This window comes from Kitasatospora sp. NPDC018058 (assembly GCF_044327205.1).
In the GTDB taxonomy this organism is placed as follows: Bacteria; Actinomycetota; Actinomycetes; order Streptomycetales; family Streptomycetaceae; genus Kitasatospora.
The window spans coordinates 92,577-113,329 of the sequence record NZ_JBIRFA010000024.1 but is presented as its reverse complement, the minus strand read 5'-3'; the positions used below and the strand labels follow the sequence as shown (position 1 = coordinate 113,329).

21 protein-coding genes and 1 pseudogene are annotated in these 20,753 nt (G+C 71.6%); 15 read left to right on the top strand and 7 right to left on the bottom strand.

Annotated features, from left to right (window positions below):
* Nucleotides 1–13: 13 nt before the first annotated feature.
* From ACH4E7_RS29710 to ACH4E7_RS29695, 4 genes are all read right to left on the bottom strand, one after another.
* Nucleotides 14–1,048 carry an ABC transporter ATP-binding protein gene (locus ACH4E7_RS29710; protein ID WP_396252151.1) on the bottom strand — a complete coding sequence of 345 codons (1,035 nt, stop codon included), beginning with the start codon at nucleotides 1,046–1,048 and terminating at the stop codon, nucleotides 14–16.
* Nucleotides 1,045–2,598 (bottom strand): ABC transporter permease, encoded by a 1,554-nt coding sequence (locus ACH4E7_RS29705; protein WP_396252149.1) that lies wholly within the window; start codon nucleotides 2,596–2,598, stop codon nucleotides 1,045–1,047. Before ACH4E7_RS29705 ends, ACH4E7_RS29710 begins: the two co-directional genes overlap by 4 nt.
* The gene (locus tag ACH4E7_RS29700; protein WP_396252147.1) at nucleotides 2,595–3,662 is read right to left on the bottom strand and encodes an iron ABC transporter substrate-binding protein; all 1,068 of its coding nucleotides are present in this window, start codon (nucleotides 3,660–3,662) and stop codon (nucleotides 2,595–2,597) included. Before ACH4E7_RS29700 ends, ACH4E7_RS29705 begins: the two co-directional genes overlap by 4 nt.
* A 378-nt stretch (nucleotides 3,663–4,040) precedes the next feature.
* Complete coding sequence (locus ACH4E7_RS29695) at nucleotides 4,041–6,287, bottom strand: heavy metal translocating P-type ATPase (protein WP_396252146.1); 2,247 nt, start codon at nucleotides 6,285–6,287, stop codon at nucleotides 4,041–4,043.
* A gap of 277 nt (nucleotides 6,288–6,564) precedes the next feature.
* Here ACH4E7_RS29695 and ACH4E7_RS29690 point away from each other — a divergent pair, with 277 nt between their 5' ends.
* Both ACH4E7_RS29690 and ACH4E7_RS29685 read left to right on the top strand, forming a co-directional pair.
* A complete protein-coding gene (locus ACH4E7_RS29690; protein WP_396252183.1) occupies nucleotides 6,565–6,864 on the top strand; it encodes a metal-sensitive transcriptional regulator in 300 nt (99 codons plus the stop codon).
* Between the two features lie 47 nt (nucleotides 6,865–6,911).
* Nucleotides 6,912–7,847, top strand: coding sequence for a hypothetical protein (locus ACH4E7_RS29685; protein WP_396252144.1), 936 nt, complete (start codon nucleotides 6,912–6,914; stop codon nucleotides 7,845–7,847).
* A 107-nt stretch (nucleotides 7,848–7,954) separates the two neighbouring features.
* On the opposite strand, the gene ACH4E7_RS29680 is transcribed toward ACH4E7_RS29685, so the two are convergent.
* Entirely contained in the window at nucleotides 7,955–8,794 is an 840-nt protein-coding gene (locus tag ACH4E7_RS29680) for an SDR family oxidoreductase (protein ID WP_396252142.1), read from the bottom strand.
* 92 nt (nucleotides 8,795–8,886) lie between these two features.
* On the opposite strand from ACH4E7_RS29680, the gene ACH4E7_RS29675 reads away from it, so the two are divergent.
* The 3 genes from ACH4E7_RS29675 to ACH4E7_RS29665 all read left to right on the top strand — a co-directional run bounded on the left by ACH4E7_RS29675 (nucleotide 8,887) and on the right by ACH4E7_RS29665 (nucleotide 10,225).
* Complete coding sequence (locus ACH4E7_RS29675) at nucleotides 8,887–9,273, top strand: winged helix-turn-helix transcriptional regulator (protein WP_396252140.1); 387 nt, start codon at nucleotides 8,887–8,889, stop codon at nucleotides 9,271–9,273.
* A gap of 42 nt (nucleotides 9,274–9,315) precedes the next feature.
* The gene (locus ACH4E7_RS29670; protein WP_396252139.1) at nucleotides 9,316–9,567 is read left to right on the top strand and encodes a hypothetical protein; all 252 of its coding nucleotides are present in this window, start codon (nucleotides 9,316–9,318) and stop codon (nucleotides 9,565–9,567) included.
* Nucleotides 9,568–9,664: 97 nt separating this feature from the next.
* Nucleotides 9,665–10,225 (top strand): YncE family protein, encoded by a 561-nt coding sequence (locus tag ACH4E7_RS29665; RefSeq protein ID WP_396252137.1) that lies wholly within the window; start codon nucleotides 9,665–9,667, stop codon nucleotides 10,223–10,225.
* A gap of 361 nt (nucleotides 10,226–10,586) precedes the next feature.
* Here the strand turns inward: ACH4E7_RS29665 and ACH4E7_RS29660 are convergent, their stop codons facing one another.
* Nucleotides 10,587–11,759, bottom strand: a complete 1,173-nt coding sequence (locus tag ACH4E7_RS29660) for a permease (protein WP_396252136.1) — start codon at nucleotides 11,757–11,759, stop codon at nucleotides 10,587–10,589.
* 255 nt (nucleotides 11,760–12,014) lie between these two features.
* Between ACH4E7_RS29660 and ACH4E7_RS29655 the strand changes: the two genes are divergently transcribed.
* The 8 genes and pseudogenes from ACH4E7_RS29655 to ACH4E7_RS29620 form a co-directional block, all read left to right on the top strand.
* Complete coding sequence (locus ACH4E7_RS29655; protein ID WP_396252135.1) at nucleotides 12,015–12,329, top strand: type VII secretion target; 315 nt, start codon at nucleotides 12,015–12,017, stop codon at nucleotides 12,327–12,329.
* A complete protein-coding gene (locus ACH4E7_RS29650) occupies nucleotides 12,329–13,912 on the top strand; it encodes a hypothetical protein (protein WP_396252133.1) in 1,584 nt (527 codons plus the stop codon). The genes ACH4E7_RS29655 and ACH4E7_RS29650 overlap by 1 nt, the downstream gene beginning before the upstream one ends.
* Nucleotides 13,909–14,298 (top strand): hypothetical protein, encoded by a 390-nt coding sequence (locus ACH4E7_RS29645; protein ID WP_396252132.1) that lies wholly within the window; start codon nucleotides 13,909–13,911, stop codon nucleotides 14,296–14,298. Before ACH4E7_RS29650 ends, ACH4E7_RS29645 begins: the two co-directional genes overlap by 4 nt.
* A complete protein-coding gene (locus ACH4E7_RS29640) occupies nucleotides 14,298–14,798 on the top strand; it encodes a hypothetical protein (RefSeq protein ID WP_396252130.1) in 501 nt (166 codons plus the stop codon). Before ACH4E7_RS29645 ends, ACH4E7_RS29640 begins: the two co-directional genes overlap by 1 nt.
* Before the next feature lie 50 nt (nucleotides 14,799–14,848).
* Nucleotides 14,849–16,438 (top strand): hypothetical protein, encoded by a 1,590-nt coding sequence (locus ACH4E7_RS29635; protein ID WP_396252129.1) that lies wholly within the window; start codon nucleotides 14,849–14,851, stop codon nucleotides 16,436–16,438.
* Entirely contained in the window at nucleotides 16,435–16,947 is a 513-nt protein-coding gene (locus tag ACH4E7_RS29630) for a hypothetical protein (RefSeq protein ID WP_396252127.1), read from the top strand. The genes ACH4E7_RS29635 and ACH4E7_RS29630 overlap by 4 nt, the downstream gene beginning before the upstream one ends.
* A 297-nt stretch (nucleotides 16,948–17,244) precedes the next feature.
* The gene (locus ACH4E7_RS29625) at nucleotides 17,245–18,021 is read left to right on the top strand and encodes a hypothetical protein (protein ID WP_396252126.1); all 777 of its coding nucleotides are present in this window, start codon (nucleotides 17,245–17,247) and stop codon (nucleotides 18,019–18,021) included.
* 67 nt (nucleotides 18,022–18,088) lie between these two features.
* Nucleotides 18,089–18,280 (top strand): annotated as a pseudogene (locus ACH4E7_RS29620) (DUF6087 family protein); the annotation flags it as partial.
* 301 nt (nucleotides 18,281–18,581) lie between these two features.
* On the opposite strand, the gene metF reads toward ACH4E7_RS29620, so the two are convergent.
* Complete coding sequence (gene metF, locus ACH4E7_RS29615) at nucleotides 18,582–19,535, bottom strand: methylenetetrahydrofolate reductase [NAD(P)H] (RefSeq protein WP_396252124.1); 954 nt, start codon at nucleotides 19,533–19,535, stop codon at nucleotides 18,582–18,584.
* 465 nt (nucleotides 19,536–20,000) lie between these two features.
* On the opposite strand from metF, the gene ACH4E7_RS29610 reads away from it, so the two are divergent.
* A complete protein-coding gene (locus ACH4E7_RS29610; RefSeq protein WP_396252123.1) occupies nucleotides 20,001–20,321 on the top strand; it encodes a heavy-metal-associated domain-containing protein in 321 nt (106 codons plus the stop codon).
* The gene (locus tag ACH4E7_RS29605) at nucleotides 20,281–20,709 is read left to right on the top strand and encodes a metal-sensitive transcriptional regulator (protein WP_396252121.1); all 429 of its coding nucleotides are present in this window, start codon (nucleotides 20,281–20,283) and stop codon (nucleotides 20,707–20,709) included. The genes ACH4E7_RS29610 and ACH4E7_RS29605 overlap by 41 nt, the downstream gene beginning before the upstream one ends.
* Nucleotides 20,710–20,753: the final 44 nt, after the last annotated feature.

Sequence of the window (20,753 nt, the reverse complement as noted above, 5' to 3'; positions counted from 1 at the left end):
ACCCGTAGCCCGATCAGGCCTCCGGCAGCACGTGCACGGGCCCGGCGGCGCTCATGTACGCCTCGCCGCCCACCGGCCACGGGCGGTCCGCCGAGGCGACCAGCAGCTCGGGCAACCCGGAGGCCTCGGGGCGGAGTTCGACGCGGTGGTCGTGGCCCCGGAAGTCGCTGCCGAGGACCTTCGCCGGGACGGCGCCCGCCACCGGCTCGGCGGTCAGCCGGAGTTGGCCCGGGCGCAGCAGCGCCAGGCCGCTGCGCAGCGCCGGGTCGGCGGCGGTCAGCGGGAGCGCGCCGAAGGGGGTGTGGGCCTCGGCTCCCCTGATCTCGGCCGGGATCAGGTTCGCCTCGCCCAGCACCCGGGCGACGGCGGCGTCCGCCGGGCGGTGGTACAGCTCGTCCGGACTGCCGGACTGGGCGATCCTGCCGTCGCGCAGCACGGCGATGGTGTCGGCGAAGGAGAGCGCCTCGTCCTGGTCGTGGGTGACCAGGACCGCCGTGGTGCCGGACTGCCGCAGGGTGGCGGCGACCTCGCGGCGCAGTTCGGCGCGCAGGGTGGCGTCCAGCGCGGCGAACGGCTCGTCCAGCAGCAGCAGGCGCGGCCGGGGCGCCAACGCCCGGGCCAGGGCCACGCGTTGCTGCTGGCCACCGGAGAGCTGGTGCGGGCGGCGCTCCCCCAGGCCGGGCAGGCCGACCAGCTCCAGCAGTTCGCCGACCCGGGCGCGGCGCTGCGAGCGCGGCAGGCCGAAGCCGATGTTGGCGGCGACGCTCAGGTGCGGGAAGAGCGCGCCGTCCTGCGGGACGAGGCCGATGCCGCGGTGTTCGGCGGCGAGCCGGCTGCGGCCGTCGTCCAGGACACGGTCGTGCAGCACGACCTGCCCGGCGGCGGCCGGGTGGAAGCCGGCCAGCACTCGCAGCAGGGTGGACTTGCCACAGCCGGAGGGGCCGAGGACGCAGGCCAGGGCGCCGTCCGGCACCGCGAGGTCGATGCCGTGCAGGACCGGGCTGCGCCCGTGCGCGGCGTGCAGGTCGACGACGGACAGTCCGGTCACTGGTTCTCCCCAGGACGGCCGAGGGTACGGCGGGTCAGCAGCAGGACGGAGGGGACGGACAGCGCGACCATCAGGGCCGCGTACGGCGCCGCGGCCCCGTAGGCGAGGCCGCTGGTGTAGACCCAGAACTGGGTGGCCAGGGTCTGGGTGCCGGTCGGGCGCAGCAGCAGGGTGGCGGTCAGCTCGGTGGAGGCGGTGAGGCCGACCATGGCGACGGCGGCACCGAGGCCGGGCAGCACCAGCGGCAGGGTGACCCGGCCGAGCACCGCGAGCGGCCGGGTGCCGAGGGAGCGGGCGGCCTCCTCGACGCCGGGCGGGACCTGCGCGAGGGCGGCGCGTACGGCTGTCAGCGCCAGCGGGAAGAACAGCAGGACGTACCCGAGGATCAGCATCGGCGGCTGCTGGTACAGGGGTTGGGCCCAGCGGACCGCGAAGTAGACCACCGAGAGCGCCACCGCGATGCCGGGCAGCGCCCGGGTGAGGTAGGCGACCCGCTCGACCGCGCGGGCCGGCCGGGTGCCGCGCCGCCAGCCGTACAGGGCGACCGGGACGGCGGCGGCGGTGGCGACGAGGGCCGCGCCGAGCGCGTACCCGAGGGTGGCCAGGGTGGCGCCGAGGACGGAGGCGGACGGCAGGGTGGTGGAACTGCCCTTGATCAGCCAGTACGCCAGCGCGTACAGCGGCACCCCGAGCGAGACGCCGACCAGTGCGGCCAGCGCGCCGAGCGCCGGCACGGTCCAGCGGCCGAGGCGGACCGGCTGGGCGGGGCGGGCGAGGGCGCCGTGCCGGGCGACCCGGGCCCGGCGGCCGGCCCAGGCCTCCAGGCCGACCAGCAGCAGGGCCAGTGCGACCAGCACCAGGGTGAGCAGGGAGGCCGAGGCCGCGTCGAAGCCCAGCTTGTACTGGGTGAACACGGCGGTGGCGAAGGTGGTGTAGCGCAGCATCGCGAAGGCGCCGTACTCGCCGAGCAGGTAGAGCGAGACGAGCAGGACGCCGCCGGCCAGTGCGGGCCGGGTGAGCGGGAGGGTGACCCGCCACAGGGTGGCGAGGCGGCCGCGGCCGAGCGAGCGGGAGACCTCCTCGGCGGCGGCGTCGCCGTGCCGCAGGGCGGCCGCGACCGGCAGGAAGACCAGCGGGTAGAGCGAGCAGGTCATCACCAGCACCGCGCCCCAGTAGCCGTGCACGGAGCGGAACAGCGAGACCCAGGAGTAGCCGCGGACGAACTCCGGTACGGCCAGCGGCAGGGCGAGCGCGACGGTCCAGGCGCGGCGCCCGGGCAGGTCGGTGCGTTCGACCAGGTAGGCGGCGCCGAAGCCGAGGACGGCGGTGGCGAGGGTGACGGCGGCGGTCAGGCCGAGGGTGTGCCCGAGCAGGGTGGCGATCAGCGGGCGGCCGAGCAGCCGCCGGGTCTGGTCCCAACCGGCCTGCGCGGCCTGGGCGATGACGAAGCCCAGCGGCGAGGCGACCACCGCGACGACGGCGACGGCGACGGGGGCGAGCAGGCCGGTGGCCCGCCCGCGCCACCGCCGTCCGCCAACGGGGATCGTCACTGGAGCAGACCGGCGTCCTGCAGCAGGGCCAGGGCCTGCTTGCCGTCGCCGAGCTGCGCCGGGTCGGCGACGGTGCCGATGCCGTCCAGGGCGGGCAGTTCGGGCTTGCCCTTCACGCCGTCGACCAGCGGGTACTCGTAGCTCGCGGAGTTCGCGATGACGGTCTGGGCCGGGGCGGAGGCGAGGTAGCCGAGGAAGGCCTGGGCGGCGGCCTGGTGCTTGCCGTGCTTGAGGACGGCGGCACCGGAGACGTCGACCAGCGAGCCGGGGTCGCCCTTGGCGAAGTAGTGCAGGGTCGCGTGGGTCTCGGCGGCGCCCTTCTCGTCGCGCATCCGGTAGAAGTAGTAGTGGTCGATGACGCCGCCCTCGACCTCGCCGCTGTTGATCGCGGCGGAGAGGTTCTCGTTGCTGTCGTAGACCTTGGCGTTGTCCTTGAGGCCCTTGAGCCACTGCTTGGCCGCGTCCTCGCCCTTGGCCTTGAGGACCTGGGTGACGACCGGGGCGAAGTCGGTCTCGCTGGGGGCGATGCCCAGGCGCCCCTTCCACTCGGGCTTGGCCAGGTCGAGCACGGAGGCGGGCGGCGCGGTGTCGGCGCCCTTGCCGGTGCCGGCCAGGAAGGCGGAGGTGCGGGCGGAGACACCGACCCAGTCGCCCTTGCCGGAGCTGTCGGCGGCCGGCACGGACTTGAGGGTGTCGGGGGCGACCTTGGTGAGCAGGCCCTTGTCGCCGAGGACGGTGAGCGCGGGCGGGTTCTCTGCGTAGAAGACGTCGGCCGGGGAGGCGTCGCCCTCCTGGAGGATCTGGTTGGCCAGCTCGGCCTCGTCGCCGGAGCGCAGCTCGACCTTGATGCCGGTGCGCTTGGTGAAGTCCTCGGTGAGCGCCTTGACGGTCTGCTCGTGCTGGCCGCTGTAGAGGGTGATGGTCTGGCCGGCCAGGGCGGTACCGGAGGGCGCGGGCGCGCCGCTGTCGCCACCGGAGCCGCCGGAGCTGCCGCAGGCGGTGAGCGCGAGGGCGCAGGCGGCGACGAGGGACAGGCCCACGAGGGGCCGGACGGTTCCGGGCATGGTGAGGGTCCTCCGAGGAAGCGGGTACGGCCGTACGGGCCTGCGGCAGCCGCAGGGCACCGGCCTGGCGACACGAGAATCTAGGGCAGGAAAGGCTTGCCTAACAAGTGGCGGAGCGTCACATCTCGGTCCGGTCGCGATGAGGTAGGACTTCGGTGAGTGCTCCCCCAAGTCCACGCAAACAGCCCTTCAAGTGCAGGCCATATCGGATGTACCCGGACGGGGCGGATTCCGTCGGTCGATCTGGGCCGGCGATCCGGGCCGGCGATCTTCACTACGGTGCGTGAGGGAGATCGGCGGTACCAGGAGGACCCGGACGTGCCGAGGCCCCGGAACCGGGCAGCGGTTCCGGGGCCTCGGGGCCTGGGCGGAGGGGGCTCAGCGGAAGCGGCGCAGCCGGAGGCTGTTGCCGACCACGAAGACCGAGGAGAAGGCCATGGCAGCCCCCGCGATCATCGGGTTGAGCATCCCGGCCGCCGCCAGCGGCAGGGCGGCGACGTTGTAGCCGAACGCCCAGAACAGGTTGCCCCTGATGGTGCCCAGGGTCTTGCGGGAGAGCCGGATGGCGTCCGCCGCGGCCAGCAGGTCGCCGCGGACCAGGGTCAGGTCGCCCGCCTCGATGGCGGCGTCGGTGCCGGTGCCCATCGCCAGGCCCAGGTCGGCCTGGGCGAGCGCGGCCGCGTCGTTGACGCCGTCGCCGACCATCGCCACGACCTTGCCCTCGGCCTGCAGCCGCTTGACGGTGTCCACCTTGTCCTGCGGCATGACCTCGGCGATCACGTGCTCCGGCTTGATGCCGACCTCGGCGGCGACCGCCTCGGCGACCAGCTTGTTGTCACCGGTCAGCAGCACCGGGGTCAGACCCAGGGCCCGCAGCTCGGCGATGGCCTCGGCGCTGGTCGGCTTGACCGCGTCCGCCACCTCCAGCACCGCGCGCGCCTCGCCGTCCCAGCCGACCGCGATCGCGGTGCGGCCCGCGGACTCGGCCTTGCGCTTGGCCTCGGCGAGGGCCTCCGGCAGGTACTGCGACCACTCGTTGAGCAGCGCCTCCCGGCCGGCCACCACCGCGTGGCCGTCCACCACGCCCTGGACGCCCAGGCCCGGCACGTTCTCGAAGCCCTCGACGGCGGGCAGTTCGCCTGCCTTGGCGGCGGCGGTGGCGATCGCCCGGGCGATCGGGTGCTCGGAGGCGTGCTCCACGGCCCCGGCCAGGCGCAGCACCTCGGCCTCGGTGACGCCCTCGACGGCGTGGACGGCGAGCAGGGTCATCTGGCCGGTGGTGACGGTGCCGGTCTTGTCCAGGACGATGGTGTCGACCTTGCGGGTGGACTCCAGGACCTCAGGGCCCTTGATCAGGATGCCGAGCTGGGCGCCGCGGCCGGTGCCGACCAGCAGCGCGGTCGGGGTGGCCAGGCCCAGGGCGCACGGGCAGGCGATGATCAGCACGGCCACAGCGGCGGTGAAGGCGGCGGTCCAGCCCTCGCCGGTGCCCAGCCAGTAGCCGAGGGTGGCCACCGCGAGGGTGATCACGATCGGCACGAAGACCGCGGAGATCCGGTCCGCGAGGCGCTGCGCGGCGGCCTTGCCGTTCTGGGCCTCCTCGACCAGCTTGGCCATCCGGGCCAGCTGGGTGTCCGCACCGACCCGGGTGGCCTCGACCACCAGGCGGCCGCCCGCGTTGACGGTGGCGCCGGTGACGCTGTCGCCGACCCCGACCTCGACCGGCACCGACTCGCCGGTCAGCATCGAGGCGTCCACCGCCGAGGCACCCTCGACCACCGTGCCGTCGGTGGCGATCTTCTCGCCCGGCCGCACCACGAACCGGTCACCCACCGCCAGTTCGGCGATCGGGATCCGCACCTCGGCTCCGCCGCGCAGCACCGTCACGTCCTTGGCGCCCAGTTCCAGCAGCGCCTTGAGAGCAGCTCCGGCGGTGCGCTTGGAGCGGGCCTCGAAGTAGCGCCCGGCCAGGATGAAGGCGGTGACGCCGGCGGCCGCCTCCAGGTAGATGTTGGAGGAGCCGTCGCTGCGGGCGATGGTGAACTCGAAGCCGTGCCGCATCCCGGGCATGCCGGCGTCGCCGAAGAACAGCGCCCACAGCGACCACAGGAACGCGGCGCCGGTGCCGAGCGAGACCAGGGTGTCCATCGTCGCGGCGCCGTGCCGGGCGTTGGTGAACGCGGCCTTGTGGAACGGCCAGGCGGCGTAGGTGACGACCGGGGCGGCGAGGGTCAGCGAGAGCCACTGCCAGTTGTCGAACTGCAGGGCCGGCACCATCGCCATCGCGATCACCGGGACGGCCAGGGCCACCGCCGTGAACAACCGCTGGCGCAGCAGGGCCAGTTCGTCGGACGGCTCGGCCTGCTCGGCACCCTCGCCACCTGCGGCGGCCGGGGGCTTGGGCAGGGCGGCGGTGTAGCCGGTGGCCTCGACGGTGGCGATCAGGTCGGCCACCTCCACCTCGCCCTCGAAGGTGATCTTCGCCTTCTCGGTGGCGTAGTTGACGCTGGCCGAGACGCCGTCCATCCGGTTGAGCTTCTTCTCGATGCGGGCGGCGCACGAGGCGCACGTCATTCCGCCGATCGAGAGTTCCACCTCCGTGGAGGCGGGGGCCTGCGTGGTCATCGTTGCTCCTCGTGACAGTCGGTGCTTCGAGGTACGTGCGCGGCCAGGCCGCCATACCCTGGAGGGGTACCGGGCGGGTGCCGGGTTCCTTTATACCCCCGGGGGGTACGCGGGGCAAGCCCTGGCCGATACCCCCAGCAGGTATTTTTACGCAGCAGCGATCCGCTTGACTTGATACCCCCATGGGGTATTCACTCATCAGCGTCGAGGGCACCAAGCAGAGGCCGCACGCCCCCGCCGACCACTCGCTCCTGCTCCGCCCGCACTCCCCGCCGGAATCCCGAGGAGGGCCGCAATGGCCGGCTACCACACCGAGAAGGACCAGCTCCTGCGCAGACTGCGCCGCGTCGAGGGCCAGATCCGCGGTCTCCAGCGCATGGTCGACACCGACACCTACTGCATCGACACGCTGACCCAGGTCTCCGCCGCCACCAAGGCCCTCCAGTCGGTGGCCCTGCAGCTGCTCGACGCCCACCTCGCCCACTGCGTCCAGGACGCCATCGCGGGCGGCGGCGCCGAGGCCGACGCCAAGGTCGCCGAGGCCTCGCAGGCCATCGCCCGGCTCATGCGGGCCTGAGGCCGCTCCCCTTCTTCTTCGTACGTCCTTCTGAGGAGAACCCCGCCATGAACACCGCGCTGCGCATCACCGCCTTCACCGCCGGCCTCGCCGCCGCCTTCGGCCTCGCCCTCGGCGTCGGCCACGCCACCGGCAGCGACCCCGCCCCCGAGCCCACCGCCGCGCACGCGGGGCACAACGCCACCTCTCCCGCGGGCGAGCACGCCGGGCACGGTGACGGGGGCAGCGTGGCCGCAGAACACCTGCCCGGCGGGCTGCAGATCTCCGAGCGCGGCTACACCCTGAGCGTCGACAACCCCTTCGTCACCGCCGGCTCCCCCACCGACCTGCGGTTCCGCATCCTCGGCGCGGACGGCAAGCCGGTCACCGCCTACCAGCAGCAGCACGAGAAGGAACTCCACCTGATCGTCGCCCCGCGCGACCTCTCCACCTTCCAGCACCTGCACCCGACCCTCGCCGCCGACGGCACCTGGAGCGCCCCCACCGCCGTACCCGCCGCCGGCGAGTACCGGGTCTTCGCCGACTTCACCCCGGCCGGCGCGAGCGAGGGCCTCACCCTCGGCGCCGACCTCCACGCCGCGGGCGACCTGCGCCCCGCCCCGCTCCCCGAGACCGGACGGACCGTCAGCGTCGACGGCTACACCGTCACCCTCGGCGGCGACCTCACCCCCGGCCGCAGCAACCACCTCACCCTGAACGTCAACAAGGACGGCAGCCCCGTCACCGACCTCCAGCCCTACCTGGGCGCCTACGGCCACTTGGTCGCCCTGCGCGCCGGCGACCTCGCCTACCTCCACGTCCACCCGGACACCACCACCCCGGGCCCCGAGATCGGCTTCACCACCACCGCGCCGAGCGGCGGCAGCTACCGGCTCTTCCTGGACTTCCAGCACCAGGACACCGTCCACACCGCCGCCTTCACCGTGACCACCGACGGCAGCCCCGCTCCCACCGAGGAGCCCGCCGGCGACCACCAGCACTGAGCCGGCCCGTACGAAAGGTGCCGGGCGATCCACGCGGGATCGCTCGGCACCTTTGTCAGCAGTGGATCACCGGCCATGGAGAGCAGTTCCGGTGGCGCTGACCGGTCTCAGCGGAAGGCCGCCGCATTGCAGGCGGCCCAGTCGGCGAAGGTGCGCGGGGCCCGGCCGAGGACCCGCTGAACGTCCGGGCTGACGCGCAACTCGGCCGGGCTCGGGGAGCCGAGGATGTCGAGGGTATCGTCGGCGAGTTCCGCCGGCATGCTCCGGGTCATGGCGGCCTTGGCCTCGTCGCGGGTGAGCTCGTGGAACCTCACCGGCGAGCCCAGCGCGGCGGCGATGGCCGCCGCCTGCCCGCGCGGAGTGATCACCTCCGGGCCGGTCAGCTCGTACACGCCGCCGGTGTGCCGGTCGTCCAGCAGGCAGGCCGCCGCGACCTCGGCGATGTCCGCCGGGTCGATGATCGGCACGCCGACGTCACCGAAGGGAGCGGCGACGACCTGGTGTGCGCGAACGGATTCGGCCCACCACAGGGCGTTGGAGGCGAAGCCGCCCGGCCGCAGGATGGCCCACTCCAGGCCGGACTCCCGCAGCGCGTCCTCCAGTGCGCGCATCCCGATCCGCGTCGGGCCGAAGGGCCTGGTCGCCACGCCCTGGGTGGAGAGCAGGACGACCCGGCGGACCCCACTGGCCGCAGCTTCGCCGATGAGGTCGGCAGGGTTGGCCCCTGCGGCGTGCAGGTCGCCGGACAGCAGCAGGAACAGCGCCTCCGCCCCGGCCAGCGCAGGCTTGAGACTGACCGGCCTGGCCAGATCGGCCACCACGTGGCGGACGCCGTCCGGCGCCGCCGCCGTGCGCCGCGACACCGCCGTCACCTGCCGGCCCGCCTCGGCCAGCGCCTGCGTCAACGGCCGGCCGATGTTCCCGGTAGCCCCGGTCACCACGATCATGATCAGCTCCTTGTCGGATGTCGTCTGCGGTCCTCACGCTAGGAGCGCCAGCTAACTTTTCGTAAGGACATACCTGAAGGTAAGCTCATGACATGACGGAAGGTTTGCAGCACAGCCAGGCCGAGGCCGGAGCCCGGTATGACGTGTTTCACACCGACTGCCCCGCGCGCGACATGGTCGACCACGTGACCAGCAGATGGGGCATCTGGGTGCTGATCTCCCTGCGCGGCAACGACCTCCGGTTCTACGAGCTGCGCGAGAGCATCCAGGGCATCAGCGAGAAGATGCTCTCCCAAACCCTGCGCGCGCTGGTCGACGACGGCCTGGTCTGGCGGCACGTCGAGCCGACGATGCCGCCCCAAGTCACCTACGGACTGACCGAGTTCGGCCGGGAAGTCAGCGAGCCCCTGACCGAGCTGTTCGACCGGATCACCCGCGGGCTGTCACTGCTCGGCATGCGCCGGCCCGGCAACGACTGACCGACTGCCGGGTGGACACCAAGCGGCCCTAGGATCCGGGCCATGCGCCACAGCCTCACCGACCTCGCCCGCTACCTCTGGGGCGACGAGTACGGACCCACCCCCGGCTGCGACGCGCAGTGGCAGCACGAGGAGTCCTACTTCACCGAACTGCTGACCTTCGCCGGCCGGACGAGATCCTCACCATGCTGCGGACCCTCTGCCCGCACCTGGTCGACGGCTACCTCCCGGTCCGGGTCCGCAACCTCGCCTACCGCCTGCTCCTCCTCCAGCGCCCCGACGACCCGGCCCTGATCCGCGACGCGGCCAACAGCCTCTACTCCCACGGCCCGGACTGGGACGACATCGCGAACGAGCTTCTCCGCCGCGCCGACGCCCTCGAAGCGCAGGGATGTCGGGCGAGGTCGGTCGGGCCCGCGTCCTGCAGTTCTCCCCGGAGCAGCAGGCGTTCACCGCCACTGTGGCGGTACCCGGCCGCGAACCGGGGTCGATCGTCGCGCGGCCGGACGGCGACGACGCGTACGTCAGCACCGGCAACGGCCTGGTCCACCTGGACACGAGCGACGAGACCCCGGTCGTGGCCAACACCATCGCCGTCCCCGGCGCGTTCCTGGCCCTGTCCCCCGACGACACCCGTCTCTACGGCGTGGGCGGCAGCAAGGACTACGTCGTCGACCTCGCCAACGACACCGTCACCGCGACCATGGACATCGCCCCGGGACAGCAGCTGCGGGACCCGTCGGTGAGCGCGGACGGCACCCGGCTGTACATGGTCCAGCTGAGCTCGGACAGCGGCAAGACCTCGGTCCTCTCCCTCGACACCTCGACCAACACTCTCGTCCCGGCCGAGGGGGTCACCGGTCTCGACCGCGTGACGAGTCTGGCGGTGGGCCCCGACGCCCACACCTTCTACGTCACCGTCGGCGCCGGCCTGCGGATCACCGGGTTCTAAACGGGCCGGCGGGTTCTGAACGGAAGGTGCCGGGCGGTCCATGCGGGATCGCCCGGCAGCTCCGTTTACCCGGACGGGTGTCGGGCGGCTTGCCGGAGCACTGAGAGGAGAAGGGCTTCGGCGCTACGGGGGGGGAGGTCACCCAGCGCTGCATCTCGGTGTGGGCGGCCTGGTCGTCGTCCAGCGGGAGTCGGGCGAGGGTGGTGCGGATGGCGTCGAGGGCGTCGGTGATCCTGGCGAAGGTGGCGAGCTTCGTGATGCTGGACGGCCTTCGTCACCGCCACCAAGACCGGCGAACTCCCCAACACCCGAACATGCCTGCGTGAGAAGTCGGCCTGGCCGACTTCTCACGCAAGTCCCCTCAGTGGTGGCCGTGGTGGTCGTGGGCCCCGTGTGCACCGACGTCCGGGGAGCCGCCCATCATCCGTAGCATCGCGGCGCCGCCGGTGCGGAAGAAGCGGGTGAGGAGAGCGGCCGCGAGCAGGAGGAAGGCGATGTTGAGCCAGGTGGTGTAGTTCCACTCCACGCCCGACATCGGGATCTCCGCGTTCCGCTGGTCCGGGATCAGGCCGAGGGCGCCGAACAGGAGCTCCACCGCGTAGCCCGCCAGCACCATCGCCGTGTAGAAGGTGCCGAGCAGGAAGAGGGCCATCCGGCGGCCGTAGTACTTCCGGTAGATGTTGAGGATCGGCAGGATCAGCAGGTCGGCGAAGATGAACGCGACCACGCCGCCGAAGCTGATGCCGCCGTTCCACAGGACCACGGCCAGCGGCACGTTGCCGATCGAGCAGACGAAGGACGCGATCGCCACCAGGGGGCCGATCAGTGGGCCCCACAGCTTGGCGGCCAGCGGGTGGTCGGCGAAGAAGAAGGCCTGCCAGAAGGAATCGGGGACCCAGGCGGCGATGGCGCCGGCGATGAGCAGACCGATCACCAGGTCCTTGAGGATGGCGGCCCACTCCATCACGAACACGTGCGAGACCGAGGTGACGCCCTGCCCGGAGAGCAGCCGGCGGGCGAAGGATCCCTCCCCGGCCACCGACATGTCCATCACCGCGTGGCCCTCCATCGAGCCCGCCCGGCCGAACTCGGCCTGTTCGCGGGCCCCCCGGATCAGCCGTTCCCGCAGAAACAGCCGGAACAGCAGGGCGAGCAGCAGGATCATCACCGGTCCGCCGACGAACTCGGCCGCGGTGAACTGCCAGCCCAGCAACAGGGCCAGGATGATGCCGAGTTCGATCACCAGGTTGGTCGAGGCGATCTCGAAGGCCATCGCCGAGGTGAAGTTCGCGCCCTTGCGGAAGAGCGAGCGGGCCAGGGCGACGGCCGCGTACGAGCAGGAGGAGGAGGCCATGCCGAGGCCGGCGGCGACGGCGAGGGTGCGCGGGCGGTCGTCGCCGAGGAGGCGGACGACGGTGGACTTGTGCACGACGGCCTGCACGACGGCGGAGAGCAGGAAGCCGAGGATGAGGGCCCAGGTGATCTCCCAGGTCATCGAACCGGCGATGGACAGCGCGTGCAGGATCGCGTGCATGGTGGTCCGCCTTCCTCAGTCCCCGGTGGGCGCCGGCCACCATATACCTCTACGGGGTATTCGGGAACCGTGGCGCGCCGACACGCGGCGCTGCGCCGCCTGACCGCCGACACCCCCACCTACTCCGCAGCCACCCCGAGCCCACCCGCCCGGAACTGACCCCGCAACCACTCCCCCCATGACGGCGTCTATGCTCGTCGACCGTGCTCGTACGATCACGACGAGCAATGGAGCACCATGGGGGGAGAACGGCCGATGGGCGACAAGCCGGGCGGGTACACGGTCCAGCCGGATGCGTTGGACGGGGTCGCGGGGGCACTCGGAGAGGTGGCGACCGACCTCTCGTCGGCCAACCAGTCCTACACCGCGCAAAAGCCTTACGTCTCGACCGACTTCGGCGAGTTCGGGATGGACCAGGCGTGGTCCGGTTTCGACAGCAACTGGTCGCAGGAACTGCACGTCACCCAGCGCGCCGTCGACGAGCTGGTGCAGAAGGTGTCGGCCACCAACGCCAACTACCGCGCCGCCGATGCCAAGGTCGCCGCGTCGATGACCCCTGAGCGCGCCTGATGAGCAAGGTCACCGACCTGAAGCAGGCCCAGCAGACGATCAAGTCGATCCAACCGCTCAGCAGCGGCGGCGCTACCGAGCTGATGAAGGCCGTCCAACAGGCGCTGGCCGTAGCCGGGCCGGTCGGATCCCCGGAGACGATACGCGACCGGGCCAAGGACTACGCGAAAGCCGCCAAGGCCTATGCGAAGGCGTCCGCCGACCTCGGCACGGTCGCCACTGCCAAACTGCCGAGCGTCTGGACCGGCGCGGTCGCCGAACACGCCTCCCAGGCCGTACAGGCCCTGGCCAACGAACTGGACGTCTCGAAGAAGACCCTGGAACTGGCCGCCTCCTGGCTGAACTTCTGGGCGGGCGAACTGGAGACGGCCCGGTCCCAGGACGTCGCCGGCGTAGGCCTCCTGGAGAGGGCGCTGAAGTCGATCGCTTTCAGCCCCTTCGCCGCCGCGGGCCTCCAGGACGCCCTGGACGGGGTGTCGTGGCGGGTCAGCGGCGCTGAGCATGCGGAGAACGGCGGCACCCGCACCGCGAGCATGCTCAACCAGTTCGCCACCCGGGCCCGCACCGAGCGCGCCGGGGCGGGAAAGTTCGATCCGCTCGCCGCGCTGGTCCTGGCCAACGAAAAGGGCCCCGGCGGAAAGGCCGACGGCGACTACATCCTGACGCCCGACCAACTCTCGCGCGCGAACGTGTACCTGGCAGGGCTGAACGCCACCGACCAAGCCGCCTTCCAGGGGCTGGTGTCCGGCGCCAAGTCGCCCGAGGAGGCCGCCTACCTCTGGAAGGCGCTGGCCGCCGGCCACTCGATGACCGAGGTCCAGCAGTTCGCCGCGCTGATCCACCCGCACGGAGACGATCCGGTCTGGCTCTCCCAGCACCTGGTTCCCGCCCTCAGAACGGACAGCGCCGCCCAGGAATCCACCACCGAGACAGTGAGCCTGGTCTACCGGGGCGAGACAGTCCCCAACTCGGCCAGGAACATCCTCGGCGACATCGAGGGGACATACAGCCAGGGCAGCGTCGGCGACTGCGTCGCCGCTTCCACCGTGGTAGCCCACCTCAAGCTGGACCCGGTGACGATGCTCCAGGTCACCACCGGCAACACCCCCGATGCCCCGGGAGCCGACTCGAAGAGCAACTTCGAGCGGCGGCTCCAAGAGCTCTACATCCAGCGGTACCAGCAGGGCCAACTAGCCGACGGCGGCCAGGCCTACCCGCAGGTGGACAAGGGGCTCTCCGATAAGGGAACCAGGTTGGTGATCGCCGAGAACCTCGGAAAAGCCACGGGTGACACGTACGAGAACGTCAGTCTCAAGAGCGATGACGACCGGCGCGCGGCCCTCGTCCGGATCGAGAAGGCCGTTGACGAGGGCAAGCCCGTGCCGTTCTCCGTCGGCGACGGAACCGGATTCCACGAGATGGTGATCACGGCTCGTGACGGCAATCGACTCCAGGTCTACAACCCCTGGGGACGCTCGGAGTGGGTAACGGAGGACCAGTTCATCCACAGTCAGATGAATGCCGGGCACATCACCGACAACTCGAATCTGAACACGGCCTACGGCGCGGAGCTGCCGAAATGACGACCATTCGACTGGACGCCGAGCTGATGACCGGCTACGACGTCGAAGCCGCCATCACCCGCGGCCTGCTGATCACCGGAGTGCCGCGCCGCGTGCTCTTCAGCGAGGCCGCGATCGCCGCCTCCTACCAGGCCGAGGCCCTGCTCATCGGCCCCTACCCGCTGGGCTTCCTGGCCCGGTACGTCCGCGCCGGCGGCTTCACCGCGGCGCTCGACCTGCCGGAGCCGGTGATCGGCCCGGAGGCCACCGAGCTGGTCCGCGGCTGGCTTCGCGCCGCCGCGGCCACCGGAGCTGACCTTCAGCGCGAGGTTCTGTTCGCCCGCTGGCTGGCCTCGGTCGCGCTGCTCATCACCCTGCGCCGCCGAGTCCGGGAGGAGTGGAACTGATGCGCCGTATCACCGGCGGCGTGGCCGCGCTCCTGGCCGCCGCCTCCCTGCTCACAGCGTGCTCCTCCGGGGGACCGTCCGCCTTCTCGCCGGTAGCCGACCCGGCCAGCAGGCCGCCGACCACGGAGATCGCTCTCCCCGACCTTGATGGGGCCAACCAGGCCGCCTCCCCGTACCCGGCCAGCACAGTGACCCTGTCCGTCGGTCAGCGGCTCGGCGTGCCCGGAGGCCTGATGAGCATGACGGCCGTCACCTGGGAGCTCTCCTCGGCGGGCGACGGAGCCGTGCTGCGGCAAGGCCCGGACTTCATCACCCACGCCTGCCCGGCGAACTCGGTCGGTTGCTCCCCGAAGGGCGACCAGACCTTCATCGCCGTCGCCCCCGGCAGCACCACACTGACCTGGCAGTTCCACAATCGAGGCATATGCCTCAACGAGGCGACGGCTCCGGCCCTCGGATGCGGCAACATCACCAAGAGCATCCAGGTCACCGTCCAATGAGAGCCCCCGTCCATGCCGACACACCGGGCGGGCGTTGACCGATGAGCAAGGTGACGGATCTTCAGCAGGCCCAGATGGCGGCGCAGTCCATCGGCGGGCTCTACCCCGGTGTCCAACTGCTCGAGGCGATCAACAAGGCCCTTTCCGTGGGCGGTCCGGTGGGCAACCCGGACACGATACGTGAGCGGGCCAAGTCGTACGCGGAGACCGCCAAGGCCTACGGCAAGGCGTCCACCGATCTCGCGACCGTCGCCGCCAACCAGCTGCCGGCCGCCTGGACCGGCTCGGTCTCTGAGCACGCCGCCCAGGCCGTACAGGCGCTGGCGAACGAACTGACCGTCTCCCAGCAGGCCCTGCAGAAGGCGGCTGGTCTGCTCGGCGCCTGGGCGGACGATCTGGAGTGGGCCCAGAGCACCGACAAACACGGCGTGGACAACCTGGTCAAGGCGCAGAGGTCGGTCGCCAGCGACTTCCTCGACGGCGACCAGGTCGTCGCCGCCATGGGGCCCGCCCAGGTCGGCGTGGCGACGCGGATCTCGGCCGCCCAACGGGCGGAGATCAGCGCCACCCACACCGCCAGCATGGTCAACCAACTCGCGGCCAAGGCCCGTACGGAGCGCGCCGGGCAGGGCCCGATCGATCCGCTCGCCGCGCTGGTCCTGGCGAACGAGAAGGGCCCCGGCGGCAGCGCCGACGGCGACTACCTCCTGACGCCCGACCAACTCGCTCGCGCCACCCAGTTCATGAACGTGATGAATGGCGCTGACCAGGCCGCGTTCCGGAGCCTGCTGTCCGGCGCCAAGTCTCCCGAGGAGGCCGCCTACCTCTGGAAGGCACTGGCCGCTGGCCACCCGATGACCGAGGTCCAACAGTTCGCCGCACTGATCCACCCCCACGGCGACGACCCCGCCTGGCTCTCCCTGCACCTGGTCCCGGCCCTCAGTACGGACGACACCGGCACGGAGTCCACCACAGAGAAGGTGACCCTCCTCTACCAGGGCAAGGAACTCCCCAGCACCGGCAGAGGAAGCTTCGGCAGCACCGGCGACGTCTACGGCCAAGGCAACATCAACGACTGCGTCGCTGCCTCCACGGTCGTCGCGCACCTCAAGCTCGACCCGGTGACGATGCTCCAGCTCACCACCGGCAACACGCCTGAAACCCTGGGAGCCGACTCACCGAGCAACTTCCAGCAGCGCCTCCAGGACCTCTACATCGACCAGTACCGGCAGGGCCAGAAAGCCGACGGCAAACAGGAGTACCCGAAGCAGGACGACGGGCTCACCGGGAAGGGCGGCACCGTGCTCGCCAACCAGGACCTCGGCAAGGCCACCGGCGACACCTACGAGTACGTCCCGCTCAACAGCGACGACGACCGGCGAGCAGCCCTCCTCCGGATCGAGAAGGCGGTGGACGAAGGCAAACCGGTGCCTGTCGCCACCCACCACGACGGCGTGGCCTTCGGCCACCAGATGGTGATCACGGCCAGGGACGGCGACCGGCTGCAGATCTACAACCCCTGGGGAGTCTCGGAATGGGTGACCGAGGACCAGTTCATTCACAGCCGGCTGAACGACGGGAATCTGACCGGCGCTTCCAATGACAACAACGCGCGGGGCCTGGAGCTGCCGAAACAATGACACGGGAACTGATGCGTCGTGCCACCATCGGGATGGCGGCACTCCTGGCCGCCGCTCCCCTGCTCGCCGCCTGCGGCAGCGGACCCGGGGCGCCCGCGGGCCCGGCCACCGACCCGGCCACCAATCGACCGAAGACGGAGGTCGCCCTCCCCGCCGACAAGGAGGCCTGGAACGCCACCTCCCCGTACCCGACCAGCACGGTGACCCTGGCCGTCGGGCAGCGGTTCGGCGTCGCCGGGAACGAGGGCGCCCAGCAGGGGGCCTGGATCCAGACCTCGGCGGGGGACGGAGCCGTACTGCGGCCCGGCCCGGACGTCGTCACCGCGCCCTGCCCGGAGGACTCGCTCGGCTGTGTCGAGGGGGTTGACCACACCTACACCGCCCTCGCTCCCGGCACCACCACGCTGACCTGGGAGTTCCACGACCGGAGCAAGTGCCGCGACACGCCGACGCAACCGGTCGTCGGGTGCAGCGACATCACCAAGAGCGTCCTGGTCACGGTCCACTGACACCCCGCGGGGCTGCGCCGGGGCGGCCAGTCATCCGGACGATCGCCCGCGGCCAGCCCGTGGGTGCGGACCATCCGGACCCCGGGATCCCCTCACCGCCGAGGACGACGCTGTGTTGCGCCGGGTCGGCGGCCACCTCGCACCTTTGATCGGTATGCGATGTGTGCCGCAATTCCACCTGGCTGGACCCATGGCGTCACACCTTCGATATGTCCGAAATGACAGCCATAAGAGCTCTCGTTACGTTCGTCGCAGGTCGGTCGCCTGGCCGGCGTCCGCGCGACAGAGAGAAGCGACATGCTCACGCGTTCATTAACTGTGGCCGCTGCCGGAATAGGCGCGACGGTCCTTGCAGCCACCGGCATCACCTACGCCTCGCCCTCGGGATCCCCCCCGGTGCCCCCGCCCGTCCAACCGGCGGCCCAACCTGTCCAACCGGCGGCCCAACCTGTCCAACCGGCGGCCCAACCAGCCCAACAGGCCGCCCCGGCCACGGTCACCTCTGGCGGCGACAGCGCAGGCGGCCAGAAGAACGAAGACCACGGACACGGGGGCGGCGGGCAGGACAACCGCGGGCACGGGGACCAGGGACGCGACGACCGTGGAGGCGAGCACGGCGGCGGCGAGCACGGCAGCGAACGCGACGACCGCGGCGGCGAACACGGCAGCGGAGGCGAACACGGCAGCGGACGCGACGACCGCGGCGGCGAACACGGCGGCGGACGCGAGCACGGCGGAGGCGAGCACGGCGAACGTGGCCACCGCCACAAGGAGGGAAGGATCTTCTTCAACGAACGTTCGTACTCCGCCGCCATCGAGGGCTGTATCACCACGGCCAGCGGCCTGGGCGCCAGAAGTTTCAATATCCTCAACGAGAGCTGGAAGACCGTCGAGGTCTTCCGCGGCTTCAACTGCGACAACGGCGGTCCGGTCGCCACCGTGGGCCCCCGCAGCGCCACCAACGGCGTGGTGACCCGGCACGGCGACGAGGACTCGTTCGGTTACGGTGGCGCCTTCGACTGCGATGGCGTCGTGGGCAGCTTCCGGGTGATCGGCCACCGCCACGAGTGGTGACAGCACCGCCCGGAGCACGGGAGCGGTCCCGGCCCGCCGGAAGCGGGCTCGACGTGGCTTCGAGGCCGCCGCCCACGTGCATCAGCACCTTCCCCGACTGCTCTCCCATGGGAACGGCTACCAGTGGGTACCGGAGTCCAGCGCGGCCGACTACACCGCCGCCCGACGAGTGCTGAACGGGGTCGAGAGCGATGCGGTGGTCCACATGTCGGCACCTCAGCCACGCAAGTCCCGCGTGGGCGAGCACCGCAAGACCTGAATCGTCTGGAAACGCGAGATGCCCCTCTCCTGGGCGGAGAGGGGCGTCTTCGCAGCGTCCGGCGCCGTGTCCGACCTGGACGACCGTCGGAATTCAAGGTCGAGCTCGATGACGTCCAGCTCACCACCCGCCGCCTCGATTGCCGGGCCGGCCTCGGCCATGCCGAACTCCAGCTCGTCCAGGATCCGCCGCACCAACTACTCGGCGTCGCGCAGCAGGGGCAGCAGGGTCTCGCGCTCGGTGCGCAGGAGCATGCCCGGGGCGCGCCGGGTCGCGGGTGGTGGTCATGAGGGTTCTCCCGTCAGGAGAGACTGCTGATCAGCGGTCGGGCCGCGTGCTCGTGCGGGAGGCGGTCCAGCCCGAGGTTGCGGTGGATCTCCAAAGCCGCGGTGGAGCGGTTCAGGGTGATGAAGTGCAGGCCGGGCGCCCCCTCCTGGAGCAGCCGCTCGGCCATCCGGGTCGCGTGCTCGACGCCGATCCGGTGCGCCGCCGCGCGGTCGCCGCGGGCCGCCTCCAGCTTCCCCGCCAGGTCGGCCGGGAAGGAGGCTCCGCTCAGTTCGGCGAAGCGGGCGATCTGGCGCACGTCGGTGGCGGGCATGATCTCCGGGATGACCGGGGTGTCGCAGCCCGCCGCGGCCAGCCGGTCGCGCAGCCGCAGGTAGTGCTCGACCCCGAAGAACATCTGGGTGACGGCGTAGTCGGCGCCCGCCCGGCACTTCGCGGTGAAGTGCCGGATGTCGTCCTCCCAGTCCGTCGAGCGCGGGTGGCGCTCCGGGAAGGCCGCCACACCGACCGAGAAGGCGCCGAACTCCTTGACCAGCCGGACCAGTTCGACCGCGTAGCGCAGGCCCTGCGGGTGCGGCTCCCAGGCGCCGTTCGGGTTGCCGGGCGGGTCGCCGCGCAGCGCGAGCACGTCGCGGATCCCGACGTCCGCGTAGCGCCGCAGGATGGCCTGGAGTTCGGCGGTGGAGTGGCCGACGGCGGTCAGGTGGGCGACCGGGCGCAGGGTGGTCTGCGCCGCGATCCTCTCGGTGGTGCCGATGGTGCGGTCGCGCGACGAGCCGCCGGCGCCGTAGGTGACCGAGACGAAGGTCGGCGCGACCGCCTCCACCCGACGGATCGCGGCCCACAGGGCGCGCTCGCCTGCCTCGTCCTTGGCCGGGAAGAACTCGAAGGAGTACGTCCGCTCACCGGACGCGAGGATCTCGCGCAGGCCGCGCGGGCCGCGCGGGCCGCTCCGGGGGGTCTGGTCCATGGGTTTCACCTCGTGTGGTGGGGTCGGTCGGCTGTCCTGGAGGGCGGCCGACCCGACGCGCGGGCGGCTGCGCCCATCCTGCCCGTCGACCGCAACAGCACTGCCACAAGGCGGACTTGAGGCATGGTCGAGAGTCACTGGAGGACGCGGCCGCCGCTCGGGACGAGGGCGGCGGCCGCGGACCCGCTCGGCCGGCGGCGCCCGCACCCTGCTGCGGATGCGGCGGCTGCGGCCGGCGCCCCGACTGCGGCTCGCGGTGCGACTGGTGACGGCGGCGCTGATCGCGCTGGGGTCGCCGGCGCCGCACCTGCTCACCTGCTCACCTGCGGGCCGACTCCGGGCCACCGATCCGGGGCCACGTCAGGCCTTCCACTTACCCTAGGGGGGTATGGTATGTTCTCAAGTGAAGCAGCCGCCCGGGCCACTCCGGAAGGCGCCGCACGCACCGACCGACAGGAGCACACCATGAGCGAGACCACCGTCACCATCGAGTCCTCCGCCACCGAGACCTCCTCCTGCTGCGGCTCGTGCGGCACCGGCGCCGCCGAGGCCCCCGCCACCGCCTCCGCTGTGCGCGCGGTCTTCCAGGTGAAGGGCATGACCTGCGGCCACTGCGTCACCTCGGTGACCGCCGAGCTGAAGAAGGTCGACGGCGTCACCGAGGTCGCGGTCGACCTCGCCACCGGACAGGTCACCGTCGACAGCACCAAGCCGCTCGTCGACGGCGACGTCGCCGCCGCCATCGATGAGGCCGGCTACGACCTGGTCGGCCGCCTCGACGGCTGACCGCCCGTCGGCCCGGACGGCGCCCCGTACGTCCGGGCCGGCTCCCCTCCCACCGTGCCCCGGTAGAGTGAGAACACTCCTCACCGCACAGGAACCGGAGACGGCCATGGCCAGCTACAGCCCCCACAAGGACGACTTCCTCAAGCGGCTCCGCCGCATCGAGGGCCAGATCCGCGGCCTGCAGCGCATGGTCGAGCAGGACACCTACTGCATCGACGTCCTCACCCAGGTCTCCGCGGCCAGCCGCGCCCTGCAGTCCTTCGCGCTCCAACTCCTGGACGAGCACATCGAATGCTGCGTCCGGGACGCCATCGCCGAGGGCGGCCAGGAGGCGAGCGGCAAGATCCGCGAGGCCAACCAGGCCATCGCCCGCCTGGTGCGGTCATAGCACCGAACGCGGCACACGCCGAAACGCTTCCGGCGGCGCGAGCC